Below are 18,395 nucleotides of genomic sequence, written 5' to 3' on the forward strand. Positions count from 1 at the left end.
TAAAAATGTGGGAGCGGGCTTGCTCGCGAAAGCGCTGGGTCAGTCGACAGATGCATTGACTGACACTGCGCCTTCGCGAGCAAGCCCGCTCCCACATTTGTTTTATGCCAACTTCAAATGCTACGGACAGCCCATGAACCGCCTTCGCCTCGCCCTGCCCCTTCTGTTACTGCCCGCCACCGACCTGCTCGCCGACAGTTTCGAACGCGACCAAGCCCTCAAGCTGCCCGACATGGTGATCAGCGCCAACCGCCAGGTCCAGGCGCGCAACGACAGCAGCGCCGCCAACACCGTCTTCACCCGCGACGACATCGACCGCCTGCAACCCACCAGCGTGACCGACTTGCTCAGCCGCGTGCCCGGCGTGCAGGTTTCACAGGCCGGTGGCCGTGGCAGCCTGGCAAGCGTTTACATTCGTGGCACCAAGTCGGCCCAGAGCCTGGTGCTGGTCGACGGCCAGCGCATCGGCAACTCGACTTCCGGCGACAGCAACCTGCAGCACCTGAACATCCAGCAGATCGAACGCGTGGAAGTCCTGCGAGGTTCGCGCTCGGTGATCTACGGCAGCGATGCGATTGGCGGGGTGATCCAGATTTTCACCCGGCGTGGTAACGAGTCCGGCCTGCAACCCCGCCTGCATGTGGGATTTGGCAGCAACCAGACGTGGGAACGCAGCCTGGGCTTGTCCGGCGGCGATGCGCAAACCCGCTTCAACCTCGGCGCCAGCCTGGATGACACGGCCGGAATCAATCGCACGTACGACTCCTATCCCAGCGACCGTGACCATGACGCCTATCGCAACCAGGCCATCAGTTTCAGCCTGAGCCATGCCTTCAACGATGACCTCGAAGCGGGTGTGAACGTGCTGGATAACCGCGGCAAAAGCGAATTCGACAACCCGTTCGGTCGCTTCGATTCGACCACCTTCCAAAGCTTCCAGCAAAAGCCCTACACCCACTTCACCGTGAGCAGTGTCAGCACCTATGTTGACGCGCGTATCAATGACACGTGGAAGTCCCGGCTGGAAGCGGGCCACAGCGAAAACCGCGAAGAAACCCGGGACAAGCTCAGCACCGAACGCAGCGTGTTCAACACTTACCGCAACTCACTGAACTGGCAGAACGACCTGACCCTCAATGAGCAGAACAGCCTGATCCTGGGCGGCGACTGGTACGAGGACCAGGTCAACAGCAGCACCGCGTTCGCCGAAGACAGTCGCTGGAATCGAGCGGCGTTTATCCAGCACCGCTTTCAAGCCCAGTCCTTTTCCACCGAACTGGGCCTGCGTCGCGACGATAACCAGCAGTTCGGCGGCCACAACAGCTGGAGCGGCACCTTCACCCTGCCGCTGAACCCGGACAATGATCTGTTGCTGAGCTACAGCGAAGGCTTCCGCGCGCCTACGTTCAACGACCTCTACTACCCGGACGAATTCGGCTTCAAAAACAGTAACCCGAACCTCAAGCCCGAGACATCGAAAAGCTACGAAGTGCAATGGCGCAGCCAGCTCAGCGACAGCAGCCGACTGGAAGCCTCGCTGTACCGCACCGATATTCAGGATGCGATCGTGTTTGCCAGCAACGGCCCGCAAAACGTCAGCGCCGCACGCATCAACGGCTTCGAGGCGGCGCTCAAGCAAGAACTGTTCGGCTGGCAAAGCAGCCTCGCCGTTGCATTGATCGACCCACGCGACCGCGACACCGGGCGCACACTGGCGCGTCGAGCCCGGCGCACCCTGAGCCTGGACCTGGATCGCCAATTCGATCAATTCGGCGTCGGCGCCAGCTGGCAAGCGGTGAGCAGCAGCTACGACGATGCGGCGAACCAGCAACGCCTGGGCGGGTATGGCTTGCTGGGGCTACGGGGCAGTTGGGCGGTGAACCATGAAGTCACGCTGGAAATGAAGCTCGATAACCTGCTGAACAAGGACTACAGCCGGGCGCTGTATCAGTATCAAGGCCAGCAATATGGCTATCGGGAAGAAGGCCGGGCACTGATGTTCGGGGTGACCTGGACGCCGGAGCTCTAAGTCGTCTGCACCGGCCTCATCGCGGGCAAGCCCGGCTCCCACAGGGGACCGTGCTTATCCAGACGACTCGGTCAAATGTGGGAGCTGGCTTGCCTGCGATAGCGGTCTCACAGCCCCGGAGCAAGAACCTGACACAACCGCGCCACCGCTTCCAGCATCTGCCCGCTGGGCCGTTCCAGGCCCTTGTCGGGCACCAGCAGCAAATGCCCGTTCGCTACCGCCGCCACCTGGGGCCAGGCCTTCCAGGCATCCAGCTGCGCTTGATCGCCCGCCAGAATCACCTCGGGATTACGCTGCAACACCGACTCAATGCTGACCTGCGGTGCCGGTAATTTCAGGTCATCGAACACATTGCGCGCGCCGCACACACTCAGCGCATCGCTGATGATCTGCCCGCCACCCACGGTGTACAGCGGCTGGTTCCACACCTGATAAAACACCCGCAACGGCTCGGCCCGGTGATAGCGCGAGCGCAATTCGGCCAAGCGCTGACGCAACTGCGCGGCCAATTGCCGGCCGGCGTCATCCCGCCCGAGTTGCCGGGCAATGGTTTCGACCTGTGAGGTGAGTTGTTCGAGGCTGTGGGGTTCGGCGACAAATACCGGGATGTTCAGGCGTTGCAGCTGTTCACGCGGGCCCGGGCCGACGCTGCCGGGCCAAATCAGGATCAGGTCGGGCTTGAGGCTGAGCAGCCGTTCCATGTCCAACTGCCCGTAGTTGCCCACAGACGGCACGTTCGCCAACGCCTGTGGCCGCTCGCCGCCATCCAGCACGCCCACCAGCAAATCGGCGGCGCCCAGTTCAACGACGATTTCAGACAAGGAAGGCGCAAGGCTGACCACCCGCTCGACCGCCGCAGCCTGGGCCGCGACGACCAGCAGCCACACCGCCAGCCAGACGCGCATCAACCCAACTGGCGCGGGATGCGGTAGAGGTAGAACAGCACCAGGGTCGACAGTGCCAACAGAAACAGCGGCACCGCTTCCAGCCCGACAAACACCGCCAGCGCGCCGACCCAGGCCGGCAGTGCAGCCACCAGCAACGCCACACGACGGCGGGCCGCGAGGGTGATCCAGGCAGCCGGTTCTTCAGGGGTATCGAGGGCTTTGCCGGTGGCGATCAGCGCGTGTTTATAGCCGTGAAAGTAACGCAGGCTGACAAACATCGAGGCTACGCCGGCGATAAAAAACGGCATCGCCAGCACGGGCAGCAAGGGCTCGGCCTTGCCAAACACCAGGTTGATCACAAACAACGGCACCAACGCCAACGCCAGGTATTGCCACCAGTTAAACGACAGTCGCCGCTTGACCTGGCCGCGCGTCACGCCCGGTCGGCCTCGCCCTGGTGCTCGTTGCCCATCATGTGGTCGAGCTTGCTGGCCTTGGTGGCCAGGTAGAGCTTGTTGTGCGGGTTGTGGCCGGTGTGCAGCGGCACGCGCTCGGCGACGGTAATGCCCATGTCGGTCAAGGCTTTGACCTTGCGCGGGTTGTTGGTCATCAGCCGCAGGGATTTGACGCCCAGGTGCTGGAGCATCGGCAGGCAGATCCCATAGTCGCGCTGGTCAGCGGCAAAACCGAGGCGCTCGTTGGCTTCCACAGTGTCGGCGCCGCCATCTTGCAGCTCATAGGCGCGGATCTTGTTCAGCAGGCCAATGCCACGGCCTTCCTGACGCAGGTACAGCAACACGCCACGGCCTTCGCGGGCGATGGCCTGCAGGGCGGCTTCCAGTTGCGAGCCGCAGTCACAGCGCTGGCTGAATAGCGCATCGCCGGTCAGGCACTCGGAGTGCACGCGACCGAGGACCGGGGCACCGTCCGCCACGTCACCGAGGCTGAGAACAACGTGTTCGCGCCCGGTGGCTTCTTCAAGAAAGCCATTCATGGTGAACGTGGCAAAAGGGGTTGGCAGCTTGGAAGCGGCGACGAAAACGACGGGCACCTTGTGCTCCTGATTTCAGATTTCACAGGGGAGGGATTGTAACAGTAGGTTCCTACAGACGCTTAAGCTGAATTATCGCTGATAAAGATCAATAGGTTCGATTGGCCTTCAGCTTGGTTCTATGCCTTTCAGAAATGTTGATAGCCACGAATGGCCGGCGTGACGTCCTGGCCAGACGCATCCAGCACGGTAACGCCCTGCCCCGCCTCGACCCGGCCGATTACATGGACCGGCACACCGGCGGCCAACAGCGGCGCCAGTTCGGCGGGCGGCAAGGTGAACGCCAGTACGTAGTCGTCCCCCCCGCTCAACGCGGCCACCCGGGCATCCGCTTCACCGACGAACGCCAGCAAGGCGGCGGACAATGGCAGTTTTTGCTGCTCGATCAACAAGCTGACAGCCGACGCCTTGGCGATATGCCCGCAATCAGCCAAAAGGCCGTCGGAAATATCCATGGCAGACGTGGCCTTGCCCCGCAACGCCAAGCCCAGCGCCAACTGCGGTTGCGGCGACCAGTAATGGGCCAGCAGCGGCTCGGCGATAGCCGCCTCCGCCGTGCGCTGCCCCAGCACCAGCGGCAAGGCGCCCGCTGCGTCACCCAACTCACCGCCCACACACAGCAAGTCGCCAGGCCGCGCGCCGCTGCGGGTCAAGGCCTGGCCCGCCGGCACCCGGCCAAACACGGTCATGGTCAGGCTCAGCGGCCCACGGGTGGTGTCGCCACCTACCAGAACCACGCCACAAACCTGCGCCATGGCGTTCAAGCCCTGGGCATAGCGTTGCAGCCAATCGGCATCAACCGTCGGGGTGGTGAGGGCAAGGGTAAACGCGAGGGGATTGGCGCCCATGGCTGCCAGATCGCTGACTGCCACGGCCAGCGAGCGCTGGCCGAGCAGAAACGGATCGCAGGGGTCGGCAAAATGCACGCCGGCCACCAGGGTATCGGTAGAAATCGCCAGCTGTTCCCCGGGAGGAACAGCCAGCAAGGCGCAGTCGTCGCCAATCCCCAGTGCAATGCCTTCGCCGCCCTGCGCACAGGGCGCGGCGGCGAAGTAGTTGCGGATCAGCTCAAACTCGCCCATTGCGTCAGCAAGCGCCAGTTAGCGCTTGTACGCCTTCACTTCGGCTTCACGCAGGCGCGGGGCCAGCTTGTCGAGCACGCCGTTGACGAACTTGTGACCGTCGGTGGAACCGTAGACTTTCGCCAGTTCGATCCCTTCGTTGATCACAACGCGGTAAGGCACGTCGACGCGCTTGAGCAGTTCCCAGGTGGACAGGCGCAGTACGGCCAGTTCAACCGGGTCCAGCTCTTCGATCGCCAGGTCCAGGCACGGCGTCAGTGCAGCGTCGATCTCCGCCAGGTTGGCCGGAACACCGTGCAGGATGTCGTGGAAGTAGCTGGCATCGGCCGCGCTGAAATCGTTGTCGACGCGAAACTGCGCCTCGATTTCGTTCAGCGAGGTTTTCGCCATGTGGCGCTGGTACAAAGCCTGGGTCGCGAGCTGGCGGGCCGAACGACGCTTTTCGCTTTTCGATGGCTTGCCGGCGTCTGCCGGGCGCGGGTCCTGGGGGTTGAACTGATCGCTGTCGTCGCTAATCACTTGGCCTCCAACTGCGCCAGCAGGCTGACCATTTCCAGGGCGGACAGGGCAGCTTCAGCACCTTTGTTGCCGGCCTTGGTGCCGGAACGCTCGATGGCTTGTTCGATGGAATCAACGGTCAGCACGCCAAAGGCGACCGGCACGCCGAACTCCATGGACACCTGGGCCAGGCCCTTGGTGCATTCGCCAGCCACGTATTCGAAGTGCGGAGTGCCGCCACGAATGACCGCGCCCAGGGCGATGATCGCCGCGTATTCACCCTGCTGTGCAACTTTCTGCGCAACCAGTGGAATTTCGAAGGCGCCAGGAGCGCGGATGATAGTGATGTCGCTTTCGCTCACACCGTGGCGAACCAGGGCATCCACGGCACCGCTTACCAGGCTTTCAACCACGAAGCTGTTGAAGCGGCCAACCACCAGGGCATAGCGGCCTTTGGGGGCGATGAAGGTACCTTCGATGGTCTTCAGGGTCATTCGACAAATCTCTTAAAGAGCCGGGACGCGCTTAGTGCGCGCCCCTCAGTGATATTTGAACCGCGAACAAGGGGCAAACAACGCCGGCCTTTATTCGGAGGGCACGTATTCTACTACTTCCAGGTCGAAACCGGATATGGCATTAAATTTCATTGGCGCACTCATCAGGCGCATTTTGCGTACGCCCAGGTCCCGCAGGATCTGCGAACCGGCCCCGACGATGCTGTAGGTGGTCGGTTTTTTCACCGGCGCGTGGTCGGCGGTTTCGCGGATATGCGCCAGCAGCACGTCGCCGTCCAGCGGATGGCCCAGCAGCAACACCACACCGCTGCCGGCCTCGGACACCGCGGACATCGCGGCCCGCAGGCTCCAGCGCCCCGGTTGCTTGACCATCAGCAGGTCCCGCAGCGGGTCCATGTTGTGCACCCGCACCAGGGTTGGCTCTTCAGCGCAGATGGTGCCCAGGGTCAGGGCCATGTGCACGTCGCCTTCCACGGAATCACGATAGGTCACCAGGTTGAACTGGCCCAGTTCGCTGTCCAGCGGCTGCTCGGCAATCCGCTGAACGGTACGTTCGTGGATCATCCGGTAGTGGATCAGGTCGGCAATGGTGCCGATCTTGATGTTGTGCAGCGCGGCAAATTCTTCCAGCTCGGCGCGACGGGACATGGTGCCGTCGTCGTTCATCACTTCGCAGATCACACCGCTCGGCTCGAAACCGGCCATGCGCGCCAGGTCGCAGGCCGCTTCGGTGTGGCCGGCGCGAGCCAGGGTGCCACCCGGCTGGGCCATCAGCGGGAAGATGTGGCCAGGGCTGACGATATCTTCGGCCTTGGCGTCTTTCGCGGCAGCGGCTTGTACGGTGCGGGCGCGGTCAGCAGCGGAGATACCGGTGGTGACACCGGTAGTGGCTTCGATGGACACGGTGAACTTGGTGCCAAACCCGGAACCATTGCGCGGCGCCATCAACGGCAGCTTCAACAACTCGCAGCGCTCGCGGCTCATCGGCATGCAGATCAGGCCACGGGCGTGCTTGGCCATGAAGTTGATGTGTTCCGGCTGGCAGCACTCGGCGGCCATGATCAGGTCGCCTTCGTTCTCGCGGTCTTCGTCATCCATGAGGATGACCATCTTGCCTTGGCGGATGTCTTCAACCAGTTCTTCGATGCTGTTGAGCGCCACGCGGCACCCCCTTGGGTCAGGATTTAAGGTAGCCGTTAGCGGCTAAAAAACTTTCAGTGATGTTCCCGGCGGGCCCTTGAAGAGAGTCAGACTCTGCGGCCTTATCGCCCAACAACAGGCGCTCCAGGTAACGGGCAAGCAAGTCCACTTCCAGGTTCACCCGGCGACCCGGCTGGTACGACGCCATGATGGTTTCGCTCAGGGTGTGGGGAATGATGGTCAGTTCAAATTCGGCGCCATTCACGGCGTTCACGGTCAGGCTGGTGCCGTCGACGGTGATCGAGCCCTTGTGGGCGATGTACTTGGCCAGCTCCTTGGGCGCGCGGATGCGGAATTCCACGGCGCGGGCATTTTCGCTGCGAGCAACGACTTCGCCGACCCCGTCGACGTGACCGCTGACCAGGTGCCCACCGAGACGGGTGGTCGGGGTCAGGGCTTTTTCCAGGTTCACCGGGCTGCCGCTCTTGAGGTCGTTCATCGCGGTGCAGTCCAGGGTTTCCCGGCTGACATCGGCGGCAAAGCCGTTGCCAGGCAATTCGATGACGGTCAGGCATACACCGCTGACGGCGATGCTGTCGCCCAGTTTGACGTCGCTCAGGTCGAGCTTGCCGGTTTCAACCAGCAGGCGTACATCGCCGCCTTTTGGGGTCATTGCACGGATGCTGCCGATGGATTCGATAATGCCGGTGAACATGCCGTTCTCCTGAAGACGTGGCGCAGGCCGGGAATTATACGCTCGCTGATGGCAGAGGGATGGCAGTGACTCTCCAGTCATCGCCAACAGCGCGCATTTCAGTGATCTTGAGTTGGGGGGCGTCGGCCAGTTTCTCAAGCGGCCAGTCCAGCAAAGGCCGGGCGGCAGAGCCAAGAAACTTGCCGGCGACGAATATCACGTACTCGTCCACCAGCCCTTGCTGGGCGAAGGCACCCGCCAGGCTTGGGCCCGCTTCCACCAACACTTCGTTGACACCACGGGCCGCCAGGGCCACCAGCGCGGAACGCAGGTCGACCTGGCCGTCGACACCCGGCACCACCAGGCACTCGGGGCCTGTGGGGTACTGGTTGTCCGGCGTCACGCAGGTGATGACCAGCGCGGGGCCAGCCTTGAAGAACGGCGCATTCAGCGGCACCCGCAGGCGGCCGTCGATCAGCACACGCAGCGGCGGACGGGACATCGCCAGTGCGGTGGTTTCTTCATCCAGGCCCAGTTCGGCGGCGCGCACGGTCAGGCGAGCACCATCGGCCAGCACCGTGTCGGCGCCGGTCAGCACTACGCTGGCCTGGGCCCGCAGGCGCTGCACCGCGGCACGGGCGGCCGGGCCGGTGATCCATTGGCTTTCGCCGTTGGCCATCGCGGTGCGACCGTCCAGGCTCATGGCCAACTTGACCCGCACAAACGGCAGGCCATGCTCCATGCGCTTGAGAAAGCCCGGGTTAAGCGCCCGCGCTTCGTTTTCCAGCAAGCCGCTGTGGGTCTCGATCCCGGCCTGGGCCAGGCGGCGCATGCCACGCCCGGCGACTTCCGGGTTCGGGTCCTGCATCGCTGCCACCACACGGGCCAGGCCGGCATTCACCAAGGCATCGGCGCAGGGCGGTGTGTGCCCGTGGTGGCTGCACGGTTCAAGGGTCACGTAGGCGGTGGCGCCCCGAGCCTTGTCGCCCGCTGCCCGCAGGGCATGGACTTCCGCATGGGGTTCGCCGGTGCGCACGTGCCAGCCTTCGCCGACAACCTGCCCGTCACGCACGATCACGCAGCCAACCCGCGGGTTGGGGTGGGTGGTGTACAGGCCCTTGCGCGCCAGTTCCAGGGCACGGGCCATGTAATGGGCGTCGAGTCCCGCTTGTTCTGCCGAAGGTGGGTTCATTCTTTTACCGGCTCACGGGCCAGGCGGTCGATCTCTTCGCGGAACTCGTTGAGGTCCTGGAAGCGTCGATACACCGAGGCGAAACGGATATAGGCGACTTCGTCGAGCTTTTGCAGCTCGCCCATCACCAGTTCTCCAACCACCAGGGATTTGACTTCGCGCTCGCCGGTGGCGCGCAGCTTGTGCTTGATATGCACCAGTGCCGCTTCCAGCCGCTCGACACTCACCGGGCGTTTTTCCAGGGCGCGCTGCATTCCGGCGCGCAGTTTTTCTTCGTCGAAAGGCTGGCGACTGCCGTCGGTCTTGATCAGACGTGGCAATACCAGTTCGGCGGTTTCGAAGGTGGTGAAACGTTCACCGCAGCCAGAGGCCAGGCATTCACGCCGGCGACGCACCTGTTCGCCCTCGGCGACCAGACGCGAGTCAATGACCTTGGTGTCGTTGGCACCGCAGAAGGGACAGTGCATGGTGGCAGGCAACAAAAAATGGGAGGGCCATGGTAGCGCATCCCTGTGGCAAGACAAGCCATAGCCTTTACGGTATATAGGCTGACTATTATGTTTCATATTTTTTAAGCCACGGATTTTGTCCTTTCTGGAGCCGTACATGCAGTTACGACCACTTGTTTTGCTCACGTTGCTCGGTTTTCTGGTCGCCTGCAGCAGCCATGCCCCAAAACCTGCGGCGCCGGCTCCGGCACCGCAACAAGAGAAAAAACTGCCGGGTGTGGAAGAAGATCTCGGCCCGTTGCCCGCCTACCAGCGTGAAGTCAGCGGCCAATTGAACGGTATACCGGCGGGTGCCGAAGTCGAACTGGCGCTGCTGGTGATCGACGACCGTTCGCGCCCGCAACAACTGCTGGCCAGCAGCGTGCTGATCGGCAACAACAAGCCCCTGGCCTTCCGCCTGCGCTTCAACCCGCAAGCGTTCCCGGCGGGCGGGCGCGTTGAATTGCGTGGTCGCGCCAGCCAGTCCGGCCAGTTGATCCTGCACCTGCCGCCGGTGCGCATCACCCAGGCGATCACCCAGACCACCGGGCCGCTGCAACTCGTTCCCGCACCATGACGCCACCGCTGGACCTGCAACGCGCACTGAGCGAACTGATCGGCGACGCCCAACTGGTGCCCTGCCCGCTGCCAGGCACCGAGTTGTCGCTGTGGTTACTGGACGCCGACAACATGGACCGCGCCTTCAGCCCCGAAGAAACCCGGCGCATCCTGCATGAGCCTCCGTACTGGAGCTTTTGCTGGGCCAGTGGCCTGGCGCTGGCGCGATACCTGGCGGCCAACCCCGAGTGGGTCGCGGGTAAGCGGGTGCTGGATTTCGGTGCAGGTTCGGGTGTTGCCGGGATTGCCGCGGTAAAGGCCGGAGCGCTGGAAGTGGTGGCGTGCGACCTGGATCCGCTGGCCCTGGCTGCCTGCCGGGCGAATGCCGAACTCAACGGCGTAACACTGGGCTATTCAGAAGACTTCTTCACCGAAGCCGACCGGTTTGACCTGATCCTGGTCGCCGATGTGCTGTACGACCGGGCGAACCTGCCGCTGCTGGATCAATTCCTGACACGCGGCCGCGAAGCGCTGGTCGCCGATTCCCGGGTTCGGGACTTCCAGCACCCGGAGTATCAGCGCCTGGGTATCCTCGACGCCCTGACACTGCCCGACCTGGCCGAGCCGTGGGAGTTTCGCAAGGTGAGCCTGTACCATTCGCAGCGCGCTTGAGAGCATCGCGGGCAAGCCCGCTCCCACATTTGAAATGCATTCCCCTGTGGGAGCTGGCTTGCCTGCGATTGCGATCCTGAGACCGCCCCGCTTTCAGCTAACCCCACCAACCCTTATAGTTGCCCCATCCCCTGCTTTCTTCGAGATTCCCCATGAGTGAGCCCACGCCGTACATCTTCGATGCCACCACCGCCACCTTCGATCAGGCGGTGATCCAGAACTCCTTCGAAAAACCCGTGCTGGTGGATTTCTGGGCCGAGTGGTGCGCGCCGTGCAAGGCGTTGATGCCGATGCTCGCGCAGATTGCCGAGAGTTATCAGGGTGAGTTGCTGCTGGCCAAGGTCGATTGCGATGCCGAGCCGGACGTGGTCTCGCGCTTTGGCATTCGCAGCCTGCCGACCGTGGTGCTGTTCAAGGATGGCCAGCCAGTGGATGGGTTTGCCGGTGCGCAGCCTGAATCCGCCGTGCGCGCGATGCTGGAGCCCCATGTGCAGATGCCACCACCGGCGGCTGCCGATCCACTGGAGCAGGCCCAGGCGCTGTTTGCCGAAGGCCGTATCACCGACGCCGAGGCCGTGCTGGTCACCCTGCTTGGCGAAGACAACACCAACGCCGCCGCGCTGATCCTGTACGCACGCTGCCTGGCCGAGCGCGGTGAACTGGGCGAAGCGCAAACCGTGCTCGACGCCGTCAAGAGCGATGATCACAAGGCCGCACTGGCCGGCGCCAAGGCGCAGATCACTTTCCTGCGCCAGGCCGCCGACCTGCCGGACGCCGCAGACCTGAAAGCCCGCCTGGCGCAAAACCCGCAGGATGACGAGGCGGTGTACCAACTGGCCGTGCAACAACTGGCGCGCCAGCAATACGACGCCGCGCTGGATGGCTTGCTCAAGCTGTTCATCCGCAACCGCAGCTACAGCGAAGGCCTGCCCCACAAGACGCTGTTGCAGGTGTTCGAACTGCTCGGCAACGATCATCCGCTGGTCACCGTGTACCGCCGCAAGCTGTTCGCCGCGCTTTACTGATCGTTACTCGATCCAACTGTACAGCGGCGTATCCCCGCCGCTGGCTACCTTGACCTTGGCGCTATGGCGCAGGCGCACCAGCAGGCGCTTGCCCGCCGAGGCGCTGCCGGCCAGGCCTTCCAGCTGATCAAGCAATTCCAGGCCGTTGAGTTGCCCGGCCTTGCGCAGCAAATCCTGGGCGGCCTGCCACAGGCTCTCGTCCAGGTTACCCGCGGCCGGTGCCACCACGGGCTCGGCACTCGGCGGTTTGCTGGCCTGCAACTGCGCGCCCAGCCGGGCCCAGTCGCCGTCATCCAGCTCCAGGGTCAAGTCCACCGGCAGGTCACCGACGGTTCCACGAATTCTCAACATCGCACTTACTCCCGCACTTTTCTGACGAGCATGCTCCCACGCGTCTTGCGCTACGCCAAGCAGGCGGTCAAACTCCTCGCAAAATTGTTATAAGATCACATAACAAAACTTTCATCTTTGTTCGGGAGTTCCACCATGCGCCGTTTGCTGCTCGCTTTGCCGTTCGCCCTGTTGCCACTGGCCATCGCCCAGGCAGCCGACGAGCACGACCATGATCACGAGCACGGCAGCCTCGGTGCCCACGAACACGGCGTGGGTCGCCTCAATGCGGTGCTCGACGGCCAGGCCCTGGAGCTGGAACTGGACAGCCCGGCGATGAACCTGGTGGGTTTCGAACACCTCGCCACCACCCCTGCCGACAAAGCCAAGGTCGCCGCCGCCCGTAAGCAACTGGAGCAACCCTTGGTGCTGTTCAGCCTGCCCAAGGCCGCCGGTTGCGTGATCAGCACCCAGGAACTGAACAGCCCGCTGTTCGGCGACAAGCCTGAAGCCGACCACGATGAAGACGATGACGACCACGCCACCGATGGCAAAGGCGCCGCCGCCCACGAACATCACCACGACCACAGCGAAATCCACGCTCACTACCAGTTCACTTGCGCCACGCCGACCGCCCTGAGCAACCTCGACCTGACCCAGGTGTTCAAGACCTTCCCCGCCACCCAGAAAATTCAGGTACAACTCATTGGCCCGAGCGGCCAGCAGGGTGTGGAAGCGACGGCCACAGCAGCCACCCTGAAATTCTGATGTAAACACCACACTGTAGGAGCTGGCTTGCCTGCGATGCAGACGCCGCGGTGCTCCAGAAACACCGCGGTGATGCCATCGCAGGCAAGCCAGCTCCTACCGTTGATCGGTGTCATCATCCAAATCGAGCCAGACCACTGACCTCCCTATGACCCAAGCACTTATCGAACTGTCTGACCTGGGCTTCAATTGGCCCGGTCACCCACAGTTGCTGGACATCCCCACGTTCCGCCTGGAGCCGGGGGAAACCCTGTTCCTCAAGGGCCCCAGCGGCAGTGGCAAGACCACCCTGCTGGGCCTGTTGGGCGGTGTGCAAAAGCCCAGCCGCGGCAGTATTCGCCTGCTGGGCCAGGAGCTGACCGAACTCTCGGCTGGCGCCCGCGACCGTTTCCGGGTCGACCACACCGGCTACATCTTCCAGCAGTTCAACCTGTTGCCGTTTCTCTCGGTGCGCGAGAACGTCGAGTTGCCCTGCCACTTTTCAACGTTACGGGCGCAGCGGGCAATCCAGCGTCACGGCAGCGTCGACCAGGCTGCCGCGACCTTGCTCGCCCACCTGGGCCTGAAGGACAAGAGCCTGCTGGAGCGCCGCGCCGACTCCCTGTCCATCGGCCAGCAACAACGGGTGGCCGCTGCCCGTGCGCTGATCGGCCAGCCGGAGCTGGTGATCGCCGACGAGCCGACCTCGGCCCTGGACTACGACGCCCGGGAAGCCTTCATTCAGTTGCTGTTCGCCGAATGCCGCGAAGCAGGCGCCAGCCTGTTGTTCGTCAGCCATGACCAGAGCCTGGCGCCGCTGTTCGACCGCAACCTGTCGCTGGCCGAACTCAATCGCGCCGCCACGCCCGCAGAGGTTTGAGATGTATTTGTTTCGACTAGCCATGGCCAGCCTGGCTAACCGCCGCTTTACCGCGATCCTCACCGCCTTCGCCATCGCCCTGTCGGTGTGCCTGTTGCTGGCGGTGGAACGGGTACGCACCGAAGCCCGCGCCAGCTTCGCCAGCACCATCAGCGGTACCGACCTGATCGTCGGCGCGCGCTCCGGCTCGGTGAATTTGCTGCTGTATTCAGTGTTCCGCATCGGCAACGCCACCAACAACATTCGCTGGGACAGCTACGAGCACTTCGCGGCCAACCCGCAGGTAAAATGGGCGATCCCGATTTCCCTCGGCGACTCCCACCGTGGCTACCGCGTGATGGGCACCAACGAATCCTATTTCGAACACTACCAATACGGCCGCCGGCAGAACCTGGAACTGGCCAGCGGCCGCGCCTTCGCCACCGATCCATTCGAAGTGGTGCTCGGCGCCGAAGTGGCCGACGCGCTGCATTACAAGCTCGGCGACAAGCTGGTGCTGGCCCACGGCGTGGCGTTAGTCAGCCTGGTCAAGCACGACGACAAGCCGTTCACCGTGGTCGGCATTCTCAAGCGCACCGGCACTCCGGTGGACCGCACACTGCATATCAGCCTCGGCGGCATGGAAGCGATTCACATCGACTGGCACAACGGCGTACCGGCCCAGGGCAAAGGCCGGATCAGCGCCGACCAGGCCCGCAACATGGACCTGACGCCACAAGCCATCACCGCGTTCATGCTCGGTTTGAACAACAAGATTTCCACCTTCGCCCTGCAACGGGAGATCAACGAGTTCCGTGGCGAGCCGATGCTGGCGATCCTGCCGGGCGTGGCGTTGCAAGAGCTGTGGAGCATGATGGGCACGGCTGAAAAAGCGCTGTTCGTGATCTCGCTGTTCGTGGTGCTGACCGGCTTGATCGGCATGCTCACCGCGATCCTCACCAGCCTCAACGAGCGCCGCCGGGAAATGGCAATCCTGCGTTCGGTGGGCGCGCGGCCCTGGCATATTGCGACCTTGCTGATCTTCGAAGCCTTCGCCCTGGCATTGTCGGGCGTGATCGCCGGCGTCGGGCTGCTGTATGTGTGCATCGCCGCGTCGCGCGGGTATTTGCAGGCCAACTACGGCCTGGACCTGCCGCTGTCGTTGCCGAGCGAATATGAATGGACTTTGTTGGGCGGTATTCTCGTCGCAGCCCTGCTGATGGGCAGCGTGCCAGCCTGGCGCGCCTACCGGCAATCGTTGGCCGACGGCCTGTCGATACGTTTATGAGGAAGCTGTTGATGCGTCGCGCCGTGCTCGCACTGTTACTGCTGGTGGCCCTGCCCGTGTGGGCTGAAGACCAGCCCAAGGACCTGTCGTGGCAGGAGATGATCCCGCCGGACGCGCCGCCGGAAATCCCCAACATGAAACCGCTGCACGACTTGTCGGGCATGGCCGATGCGTTGTCGGTGGAGTCAGCGCCGGCCGCCAAGCAGGACCTGCCCAACGCGCCGGTCGTACAAAGCCTGGACGGCAAGCACATCCGCCTGCCGGGTTATATCGTGCCGCTGGAAGTCAGCGAGGAAGGCCGCACCACGGAGTTCCTGCTGGTGCCGTATTTCGGCGCCTGCATTCACGTGCCGCCACCGCCGTCGAACCAGATCGTGCATGTGAAAAGCGAAGTCGGCGTGAAGCTCGACGAGTTGTATCAACCGTACTGGATCGAAGGCCAGATGCAGGTCAAACCGTCCAGCAGTGAACTGGCCGATGCCGGCTACCAGATGGATGCCGACAAGATCTATGTGTACGAGTTGCAGGAATAACCCGTGATTGCGCTTTCATTGAGCTGAGTCAAAAGCTCGAACGTTACGATCTTTACCATTGGACACAAGCAATTAATAACGTCCTTTGGAGCTCCCATGAACAAGTCCCTGCTCGGCGCGTCGCTTGTCGCGCTCGCCCTCGTCGCCCCTGTTGCCCACGCTCACGAAGCGGGTGACATCCTGATTCGCGCCGGTGCCATCACCGTCAACCCGAAAGCGGACAGCAGCAGTGTCAAGGTTGACCAGGGCCCGCTGGCCGGGACCAACCTGGGCGGCAAGGCGACCATGAGCAGCGACACTCAACTGGGTTTGAACTTCGCCTACATGTTCACCAGCCACTGGGGTATCGAACTGCTGGCGGCCACGCCGTTCGAACATGATGTGAAGATCAAGAACACCGCCCTGGGCGCTGCCAACGGCAAGCTCGGTACGCTGAAGCACCTGCCACCGACCCTGAGCGTCGTGTACTACCCGCTGGACAGCAAGTCGGTATTCCAACCGTACATCGGCGCCGGTATCAACTACACCTGGATCTACGACGAGCACGTCGGCAGCCGCGCCGAGCAGGCCGGCTTCAGCAACTTCAAGGCGGAAAACTCCTGGGGTTGGGCCGCGCAGATCGGTGCGGACTACATGATCAACGACAAGTGGATGATCAACGCCCAGGCGCGCTACATCGACATCAGCACCAAGGCCACCGTGGATAACAACGCGCTGGGCCAGGGCACTCGGGCCAGGGTCAATGTGGATGTTGACCCGATGGTGTACATGGTCGGTATTGGCTACAAGTTCTAGGTTCTACCCAAGGCCCTGTTATACAGGGCCTTTTTTGTCAGGCTTCCCATAGGAGGCAAGTACCGATCAGAGGCCAGGCACACGCCCGTGTGCTGCGATTCAGGCTTCAGCCAGGAGTTGGCGAACTTCAGCGATGACCAAGTCAATGTTGAACGGCTTTTTCAACACCGCATTGAACAAGTCCGACCGCTCCATACCAATATGTGCCTGGGCTCCGCTGATCAGAATGATGGGCAAGTGTTTGACTGCCGGCAGAGCACGAACCGCTTCGGCAAACTCCTGGCCATCCATGACCGGCATCATGAAGTCGGTGATGATCAACGCTGGCCGCTCGCGCTCCAGGACCTCGAGTGCTTTCTGGCCATTGCTCGCTTTTACGACCATGTACCCCTCATCCTCCAGCGCATAGCCGAGAATGTCAGCGATCAAATACTCGTCTTCGACGACCAGGATGGTGGTCATGTCAATTCAACCCGAATCAGAGACTTTGGACGTTGAGCCCGGCAGCGAAGAATCATTAGGGACCGCCAACGCATTTCTTGATGCCTTCTTCAGGTCAACGCCGTTTTCATGGATTACCACTTCAAGAAGCGAAGGATCGTAGAAGCTGTCTCGTACCTTAAGAATCGAAAGCATTCTTCTTAGTTCAGATTGAATCTCGAAGAAACGCATCAGCATCAGGTTATCGACAATACTGGAGAGGTCCGGGGTTGGAGAGCTGACCTCCGAACCAAAAACGTCACGCATCTCCCATGAGGCAAACACCGTTACGCCACGGGCACGAAGCTCGCTCATCAAGGCGCTGTAGAAATCAGTGATACGAGCCGGGTTTGTCGACACCCGGGTCATGCCGCTCAAGCTGTCGATGAACAGGCGCTTGATGCCCTTTTCCTCAACCATTTTCAGCAGCCGTGCGCCGAGACCATCGATCAGGCCTTCTGTGGTGGGTTGCCAGGCAATACTCAGCGCACCACTTTCTTCCATACCCTTGATATCAATCCCCAGCGATTGGCCTTTGAGACGTAACCGCTGCGGGCTTTCATAAAAACCGAAATGCAGGCCCGGCGCGTCCACTGTCGACTCTGCGAGAAACCTGAGCCCCAGCGTGGTCTTCCCGACGCCGGAAGGCCCCATGACGAGGGTAACGGAAGAGCTGTGCAGGCCACCGCCGATGATGGCGTCCAGCGAACCGATGCCGCTGGTGATACGCGTCAGATCGGCACTGTCAGGTAAAGACGGATGGCTGTAGAGGCTTTCCAGACGCGGATAAACCACCAGGCCATCGTCGGTAATTTCACACTCGTGCAGTCCGGTCAGTGCACCACTGCCTCGAGTTTTGCGCAGGTGAATACGGCGCACCGAACGGCTGCCGTGAAGCTCTTCACCCATCTCGATCACACCATCAACCATGGTGTGCTCGGGACTGCCGTCGTCCAACCGGGAACTGGTGAGAAACAGCACCGTACAACCGGCGAACGCGGCGTGCCCTTGCAGCTCGGAAATGAATTTTTTGGTGTCGATGGGCGAGTCAGCCTTGGAGCGTGCATTGAGCAAGCCGTCGACCACTAACACGGTGGCCTTCTGACGACTGATCTCACGCCGAAGCAGCTTGACCACTTCATCGAGACCTTCGTTCTCAAGGGTGTCAAACGCACTGACGAACTGAATCTCGGCTCCCACCCGGGAAGCATCAAAGAAGTTCAGGGTCGAGAGGAACTGAAATAAACGGTCGTGGGATTCGGCCAGCAACGTGGCAACCAGTACACGGCCCCCATTGCGCGCATGGTTAAACCCCAGCTGATTGGCGAGGATCGTTTTACCGGATCCCGGGCGCCCCTGGATGATGTAGGAGGCACCTGCGACTAGCCCACCCTTGAGCAGAGCATCCAGCCCTTCTATTCCGCTTTGAAGGCGATTTAGCTTTTCCACAATGCAACCCTGATGTGAACAACAGGCTCTTGAGCCGAAGGTTTACGATGCTAACTCCATTTGTGCAATCGGGCTATCCACTC

General features: G+C 62.2%; 22 protein-coding genes. 9 read left to right on the forward strand and 13 right to left on the reverse strand.

Annotated elements, in window-relative coordinates:
• Nucleotides 1-133 precede the first annotated feature (133 nt).
• A complete protein-coding gene (locus HX805_RS00570) occupies nucleotides 134-2,029 on the forward strand; it encodes a TonB-dependent receptor domain-containing protein (protein ID WP_177020923.1) in 1,896 nt (631 codons plus the stop codon).
• Between the two features lie 107 nt (nucleotides 2,030-2,136).
• Here the strand turns inward: HX805_RS00570 and HX805_RS00575 are convergent, their stop codons facing one another.
• From HX805_RS00575 to nrdR, 10 genes are all read right to left on the reverse strand, one after another.
• Nucleotides 2,137-2,934 (reverse strand): cobalamin-binding protein, encoded by a 798-nt coding sequence (locus HX805_RS00575; protein ID WP_177116503.1) that lies wholly within the window; start codon nucleotides 2,932-2,934, stop codon nucleotides 2,137-2,139.
• Nucleotides 2,934-3,353 carry a nuclear FMR1 interacting 1 family protein gene (locus HX805_RS00580; protein WP_003209980.1) on the reverse strand — a complete coding sequence of 140 codons (420 nt, stop codon included), beginning with the start codon at nucleotides 3,351-3,353 and terminating at the stop codon, nucleotides 2,934-2,936. The genes HX805_RS00575 and HX805_RS00580 overlap by 1 nt, the downstream gene beginning before the upstream one ends.
• Nucleotides 3,350-3,967, reverse strand: a complete 618-nt coding sequence (gene ribA / locus HX805_RS00585) for a GTP cyclohydrolase II (RefSeq protein ID WP_003209983.1) — start codon at nucleotides 3,965-3,967, stop codon at nucleotides 3,350-3,352. The genes HX805_RS00580 and ribA overlap by 4 nt, the downstream gene beginning before the upstream one ends.
• A gap of 128 nt (nucleotides 3,968-4,095) precedes the next feature.
• Nucleotides 4,096-5,049 (reverse strand): thiamine-phosphate kinase, encoded by a 954-nt coding sequence (gene thiL / locus HX805_RS00590; protein ID WP_177116504.1) that lies wholly within the window; start codon nucleotides 5,047-5,049, stop codon nucleotides 4,096-4,098.
• Nucleotides 5,050-5,067: 18 nt separating this feature from the next.
• Entirely contained in the window at nucleotides 5,068-5,568 is a 501-nt protein-coding gene (gene nusB / locus HX805_RS00595; protein ID WP_003209985.1) for a transcription antitermination factor NusB, read from the reverse strand.
• Nucleotides 5,565-6,041: a 6,7-dimethyl-8-ribityllumazine synthase gene (ribE, locus tag HX805_RS00600; protein ID WP_003209986.1), complete on the reverse strand. Its 477-nt coding sequence runs from the start codon at nucleotides 6,039-6,041 to the stop codon at nucleotides 5,565-5,567. Before ribE ends, nusB begins: the two co-directional genes overlap by 4 nt.
• Nucleotides 6,042-6,131: 90 nt before the next feature.
• Nucleotides 6,132-7,223 carry a bifunctional 3,4-dihydroxy-2-butanone-4-phosphate synthase/GTP cyclohydrolase II gene (gene ribBA, locus HX805_RS00605; RefSeq protein WP_003209987.1) on the reverse strand — a complete coding sequence of 364 codons (1,092 nt, stop codon included), beginning with the start codon at nucleotides 7,221-7,223 and terminating at the stop codon, nucleotides 6,132-6,134.
• A gap of 16 nt (nucleotides 7,224-7,239) precedes the next feature.
• A complete protein-coding gene (locus HX805_RS00610) occupies nucleotides 7,240-7,917 on the reverse strand; it encodes a riboflavin synthase (protein WP_003209988.1) in 678 nt (225 codons plus the stop codon).
• Between the two features lie 34 nt (nucleotides 7,918-7,951).
• The gene (gene ribD / locus HX805_RS00615) at nucleotides 7,952-9,088 is read right to left on the reverse strand and encodes a bifunctional diaminohydroxyphosphoribosylaminopyrimidine deaminase/5-amino-6-(5-phosphoribosylamino)uracil reductase RibD (protein WP_177116505.1); all 1,137 of its coding nucleotides are present in this window, start codon (nucleotides 9,086-9,088) and stop codon (nucleotides 7,952-7,954) included.
• Entirely contained in the window at nucleotides 9,085-9,555 is a 471-nt protein-coding gene (gene nrdR / locus HX805_RS00620) for a transcriptional regulator NrdR (protein ID WP_003209990.1), read from the reverse strand. Before nrdR ends, ribD begins: the two co-directional genes overlap by 4 nt.
• A 139-nt stretch (nucleotides 9,556-9,694) precedes the next feature.
• On the opposite strand from nrdR, the gene HX805_RS00625 reads away from it, so the two are divergent.
• From HX805_RS00625 to trxA, 3 genes are all read left to right on the forward strand, one after another.
• Nucleotides 9,695-10,153 carry a YbaY family lipoprotein gene (locus tag HX805_RS00625; protein WP_003209991.1) on the forward strand — a complete coding sequence of 153 codons (459 nt, stop codon included), beginning with the start codon at nucleotides 9,695-9,697 and terminating at the stop codon, nucleotides 10,151-10,153.
• Entirely contained in the window at nucleotides 10,150-10,806 is a 657-nt protein-coding gene (locus HX805_RS00630) for a methyltransferase (RefSeq protein WP_177021476.1), read from the forward strand. The genes HX805_RS00625 and HX805_RS00630 overlap by 4 nt, the downstream gene beginning before the upstream one ends.
• 152 nt (nucleotides 10,807-10,958) lie before the next feature.
• Nucleotides 10,959-11,831 (forward strand): thioredoxin, encoded by an 873-nt coding sequence (gene trxA, locus HX805_RS00635; RefSeq protein WP_003209995.1) that lies wholly within the window; start codon nucleotides 10,959-10,961, stop codon nucleotides 11,829-11,831.
• 3 nt (nucleotides 11,832-11,834) lie between these two features.
• Here trxA and HX805_RS00640 read toward each other — a convergent pair whose 3' ends face one another.
• On the reverse strand, nucleotides 11,835-12,182 hold the full coding sequence (locus HX805_RS00640; protein ID WP_102369989.1) for a hypothetical protein: 348 nt from the start codon (nucleotides 12,180-12,182) through the stop codon (nucleotides 11,835-11,837).
• 135 nt (nucleotides 12,183-12,317) lie between these two features.
• Between HX805_RS00640 and HX805_RS00645 the strand changes: the two genes are divergently transcribed.
• The 5 genes from HX805_RS00645 (at nucleotide 12,318) to HX805_RS00665 (ending at nucleotide 16,383) form a co-directional block, all read left to right on the forward strand.
• Entirely contained in the window at nucleotides 12,318-12,929 is a 612-nt protein-coding gene (locus tag HX805_RS00645; RefSeq protein WP_102369990.1) for a DUF2796 domain-containing protein, read from the forward strand.
• 148 nt (nucleotides 12,930-13,077) lie between these two features.
• Nucleotides 13,078-13,788 carry an ABC transporter ATP-binding protein gene (locus tag HX805_RS00650; RefSeq protein ID WP_008436477.1) on the forward strand — a complete coding sequence of 237 codons (711 nt, stop codon included), beginning with the start codon at nucleotides 13,078-13,080 and terminating at the stop codon, nucleotides 13,786-13,788.
• A gap of 1 nt (nucleotide 13,789) precedes the next feature.
• On the forward strand, nucleotides 13,790-15,055 hold the full coding sequence (locus tag HX805_RS00655) for an ABC transporter permease (protein ID WP_177035948.1): 1,266 nt from the start codon (nucleotides 13,790-13,792) through the stop codon (nucleotides 15,053-15,055).
• An 11-nt stretch (nucleotides 15,056-15,066) separates the two neighbouring features.
• Nucleotides 15,067-15,588 (forward strand): DUF3299 domain-containing protein, encoded by a 522-nt coding sequence (locus HX805_RS00660; RefSeq protein WP_102369991.1) that lies wholly within the window; start codon nucleotides 15,067-15,069, stop codon nucleotides 15,586-15,588.
• 96 nt (nucleotides 15,589-15,684) lie between these two features.
• Complete coding sequence (locus HX805_RS00665) at nucleotides 15,685-16,383, forward strand: OmpW family protein (RefSeq protein ID WP_003210007.1); 699 nt, start codon at nucleotides 15,685-15,687, stop codon at nucleotides 16,381-16,383.
• 99 nt (nucleotides 16,384-16,482) lie between these two features.
• Here the strand turns inward: HX805_RS00665 and HX805_RS00670 are convergent, their stop codons facing one another.
• Entirely contained in the window at nucleotides 16,483-16,845 is a 363-nt protein-coding gene (locus HX805_RS00670) for a response regulator (protein ID WP_177116506.1), read from the reverse strand.
• Nucleotides 16,846-16,851: 6 nt separating this feature from the next.
• Entirely contained in the window at nucleotides 16,852-18,312 is a 1,461-nt protein-coding gene (locus tag HX805_RS00675; RefSeq protein WP_087692346.1) for an ATPase domain-containing protein, read from the reverse strand.
• Between the last annotated feature and the right edge of the window lie 83 nt (nucleotides 18,313-18,395).

The sequence above is a fragment of the Pseudomonas sp. G5001 genome, assembly GCF_013385475.1.
Classification (GTDB): Bacteria; Pseudomonadota; Gammaproteobacteria; order Pseudomonadales; family Pseudomonadaceae; genus Aquipseudomonas.

What these genes read in the sequence shown, in the direction of transcription:
- HX805_RS00570 (WP_177020923.1), top strand. Translation starts at nt 134, where the DNA reads ATGAACCGCCTTCGCCTCGCCCTGCCCCTTCTGTTACTGCCCGCCACC.
- HX805_RS00575 (WP_177116503.1), bottom strand. Translation starts at nt 2,934, where the DNA reads ATGCGCGTCTGGCTGGCGGTGTGGCTGCTGGTCGTCGCGGCCCAGGCT.
- thiL (WP_177116504.1), bottom strand. Translation starts at nt 5,049, where the DNA reads ATGGGCGAGTTTGAGCTGATCCGCAACTACTTCGCCGCCGCGCCCTGT.
- ribE (WP_003209986.1), bottom strand. Translation starts at nt 6,041, where the DNA reads ATGACCCTGAAGACCATCGAAGGTACCTTCATCGCCCCCAAAGGCCGC.
- HX805_RS00610 (WP_003209988.1), bottom strand. Translation starts at nt 7,917, where the DNA reads ATGTTCACCGGCATTATCGAATCCATCGGCAGCATCCGTGCAATGACC.
- ribD (WP_177116505.1), bottom strand. Translation starts at nt 9,088, where the DNA reads ATGAACCCACCTTCGGCAGAACAAGCGGGACTCGACGCCCATTACATG.
- nrdR (WP_003209990.1), bottom strand. Translation starts at nt 9,555, where the DNA reads ATGCACTGTCCCTTCTGCGGTGCCAACGACACCAAGGTCATTGACTCG.
- HX805_RS00625 (WP_003209991.1), top strand. Translation starts at nt 9,695, where the DNA reads ATGCAGTTACGACCACTTGTTTTGCTCACGTTGCTCGGTTTTCTGGTC.
- HX805_RS00630 (WP_177021476.1), top strand. Translation starts at nt 10,150, where the DNA reads ATGACGCCACCGCTGGACCTGCAACGCGCACTGAGCGAACTGATCGGC.
- trxA (WP_003209995.1), top strand. Translation starts at nt 10,959, where the DNA reads ATGAGTGAGCCCACGCCGTACATCTTCGATGCCACCACCGCCACCTTC.
- HX805_RS00640 (WP_102369989.1), bottom strand. Translation starts at nt 12,182, where the DNA reads ATGTTGAGAATTCGTGGAACCGTCGGTGACCTGCCGGTGGACTTGACC.
- HX805_RS00645 (WP_102369990.1), top strand. Translation starts at nt 12,318, where the DNA reads ATGCGCCGTTTGCTGCTCGCTTTGCCGTTCGCCCTGTTGCCACTGGCC.
- HX805_RS00650 (WP_008436477.1), top strand. Translation starts at nt 13,078, where the DNA reads ATGACCCAAGCACTTATCGAACTGTCTGACCTGGGCTTCAATTGGCCC.
- HX805_RS00655 (WP_177035948.1), top strand. Translation starts at nt 13,790, where the DNA reads ATGTATTTGTTTCGACTAGCCATGGCCAGCCTGGCTAACCGCCGCTTT.
- HX805_RS00660 (WP_102369991.1), top strand. Translation starts at nt 15,067, where the DNA reads ATGCGTCGCGCCGTGCTCGCACTGTTACTGCTGGTGGCCCTGCCCGTG.
- HX805_RS00665 (WP_003210007.1), top strand. Translation starts at nt 15,685, where the DNA reads ATGAACAAGTCCCTGCTCGGCGCGTCGCTTGTCGCGCTCGCCCTCGTC.
- HX805_RS00670 (WP_177116506.1), bottom strand. Translation starts at nt 16,845, where the DNA reads ATGACCACCATCCTGGTCGTCGAAGACGAGTATTTGATCGCTGACATT.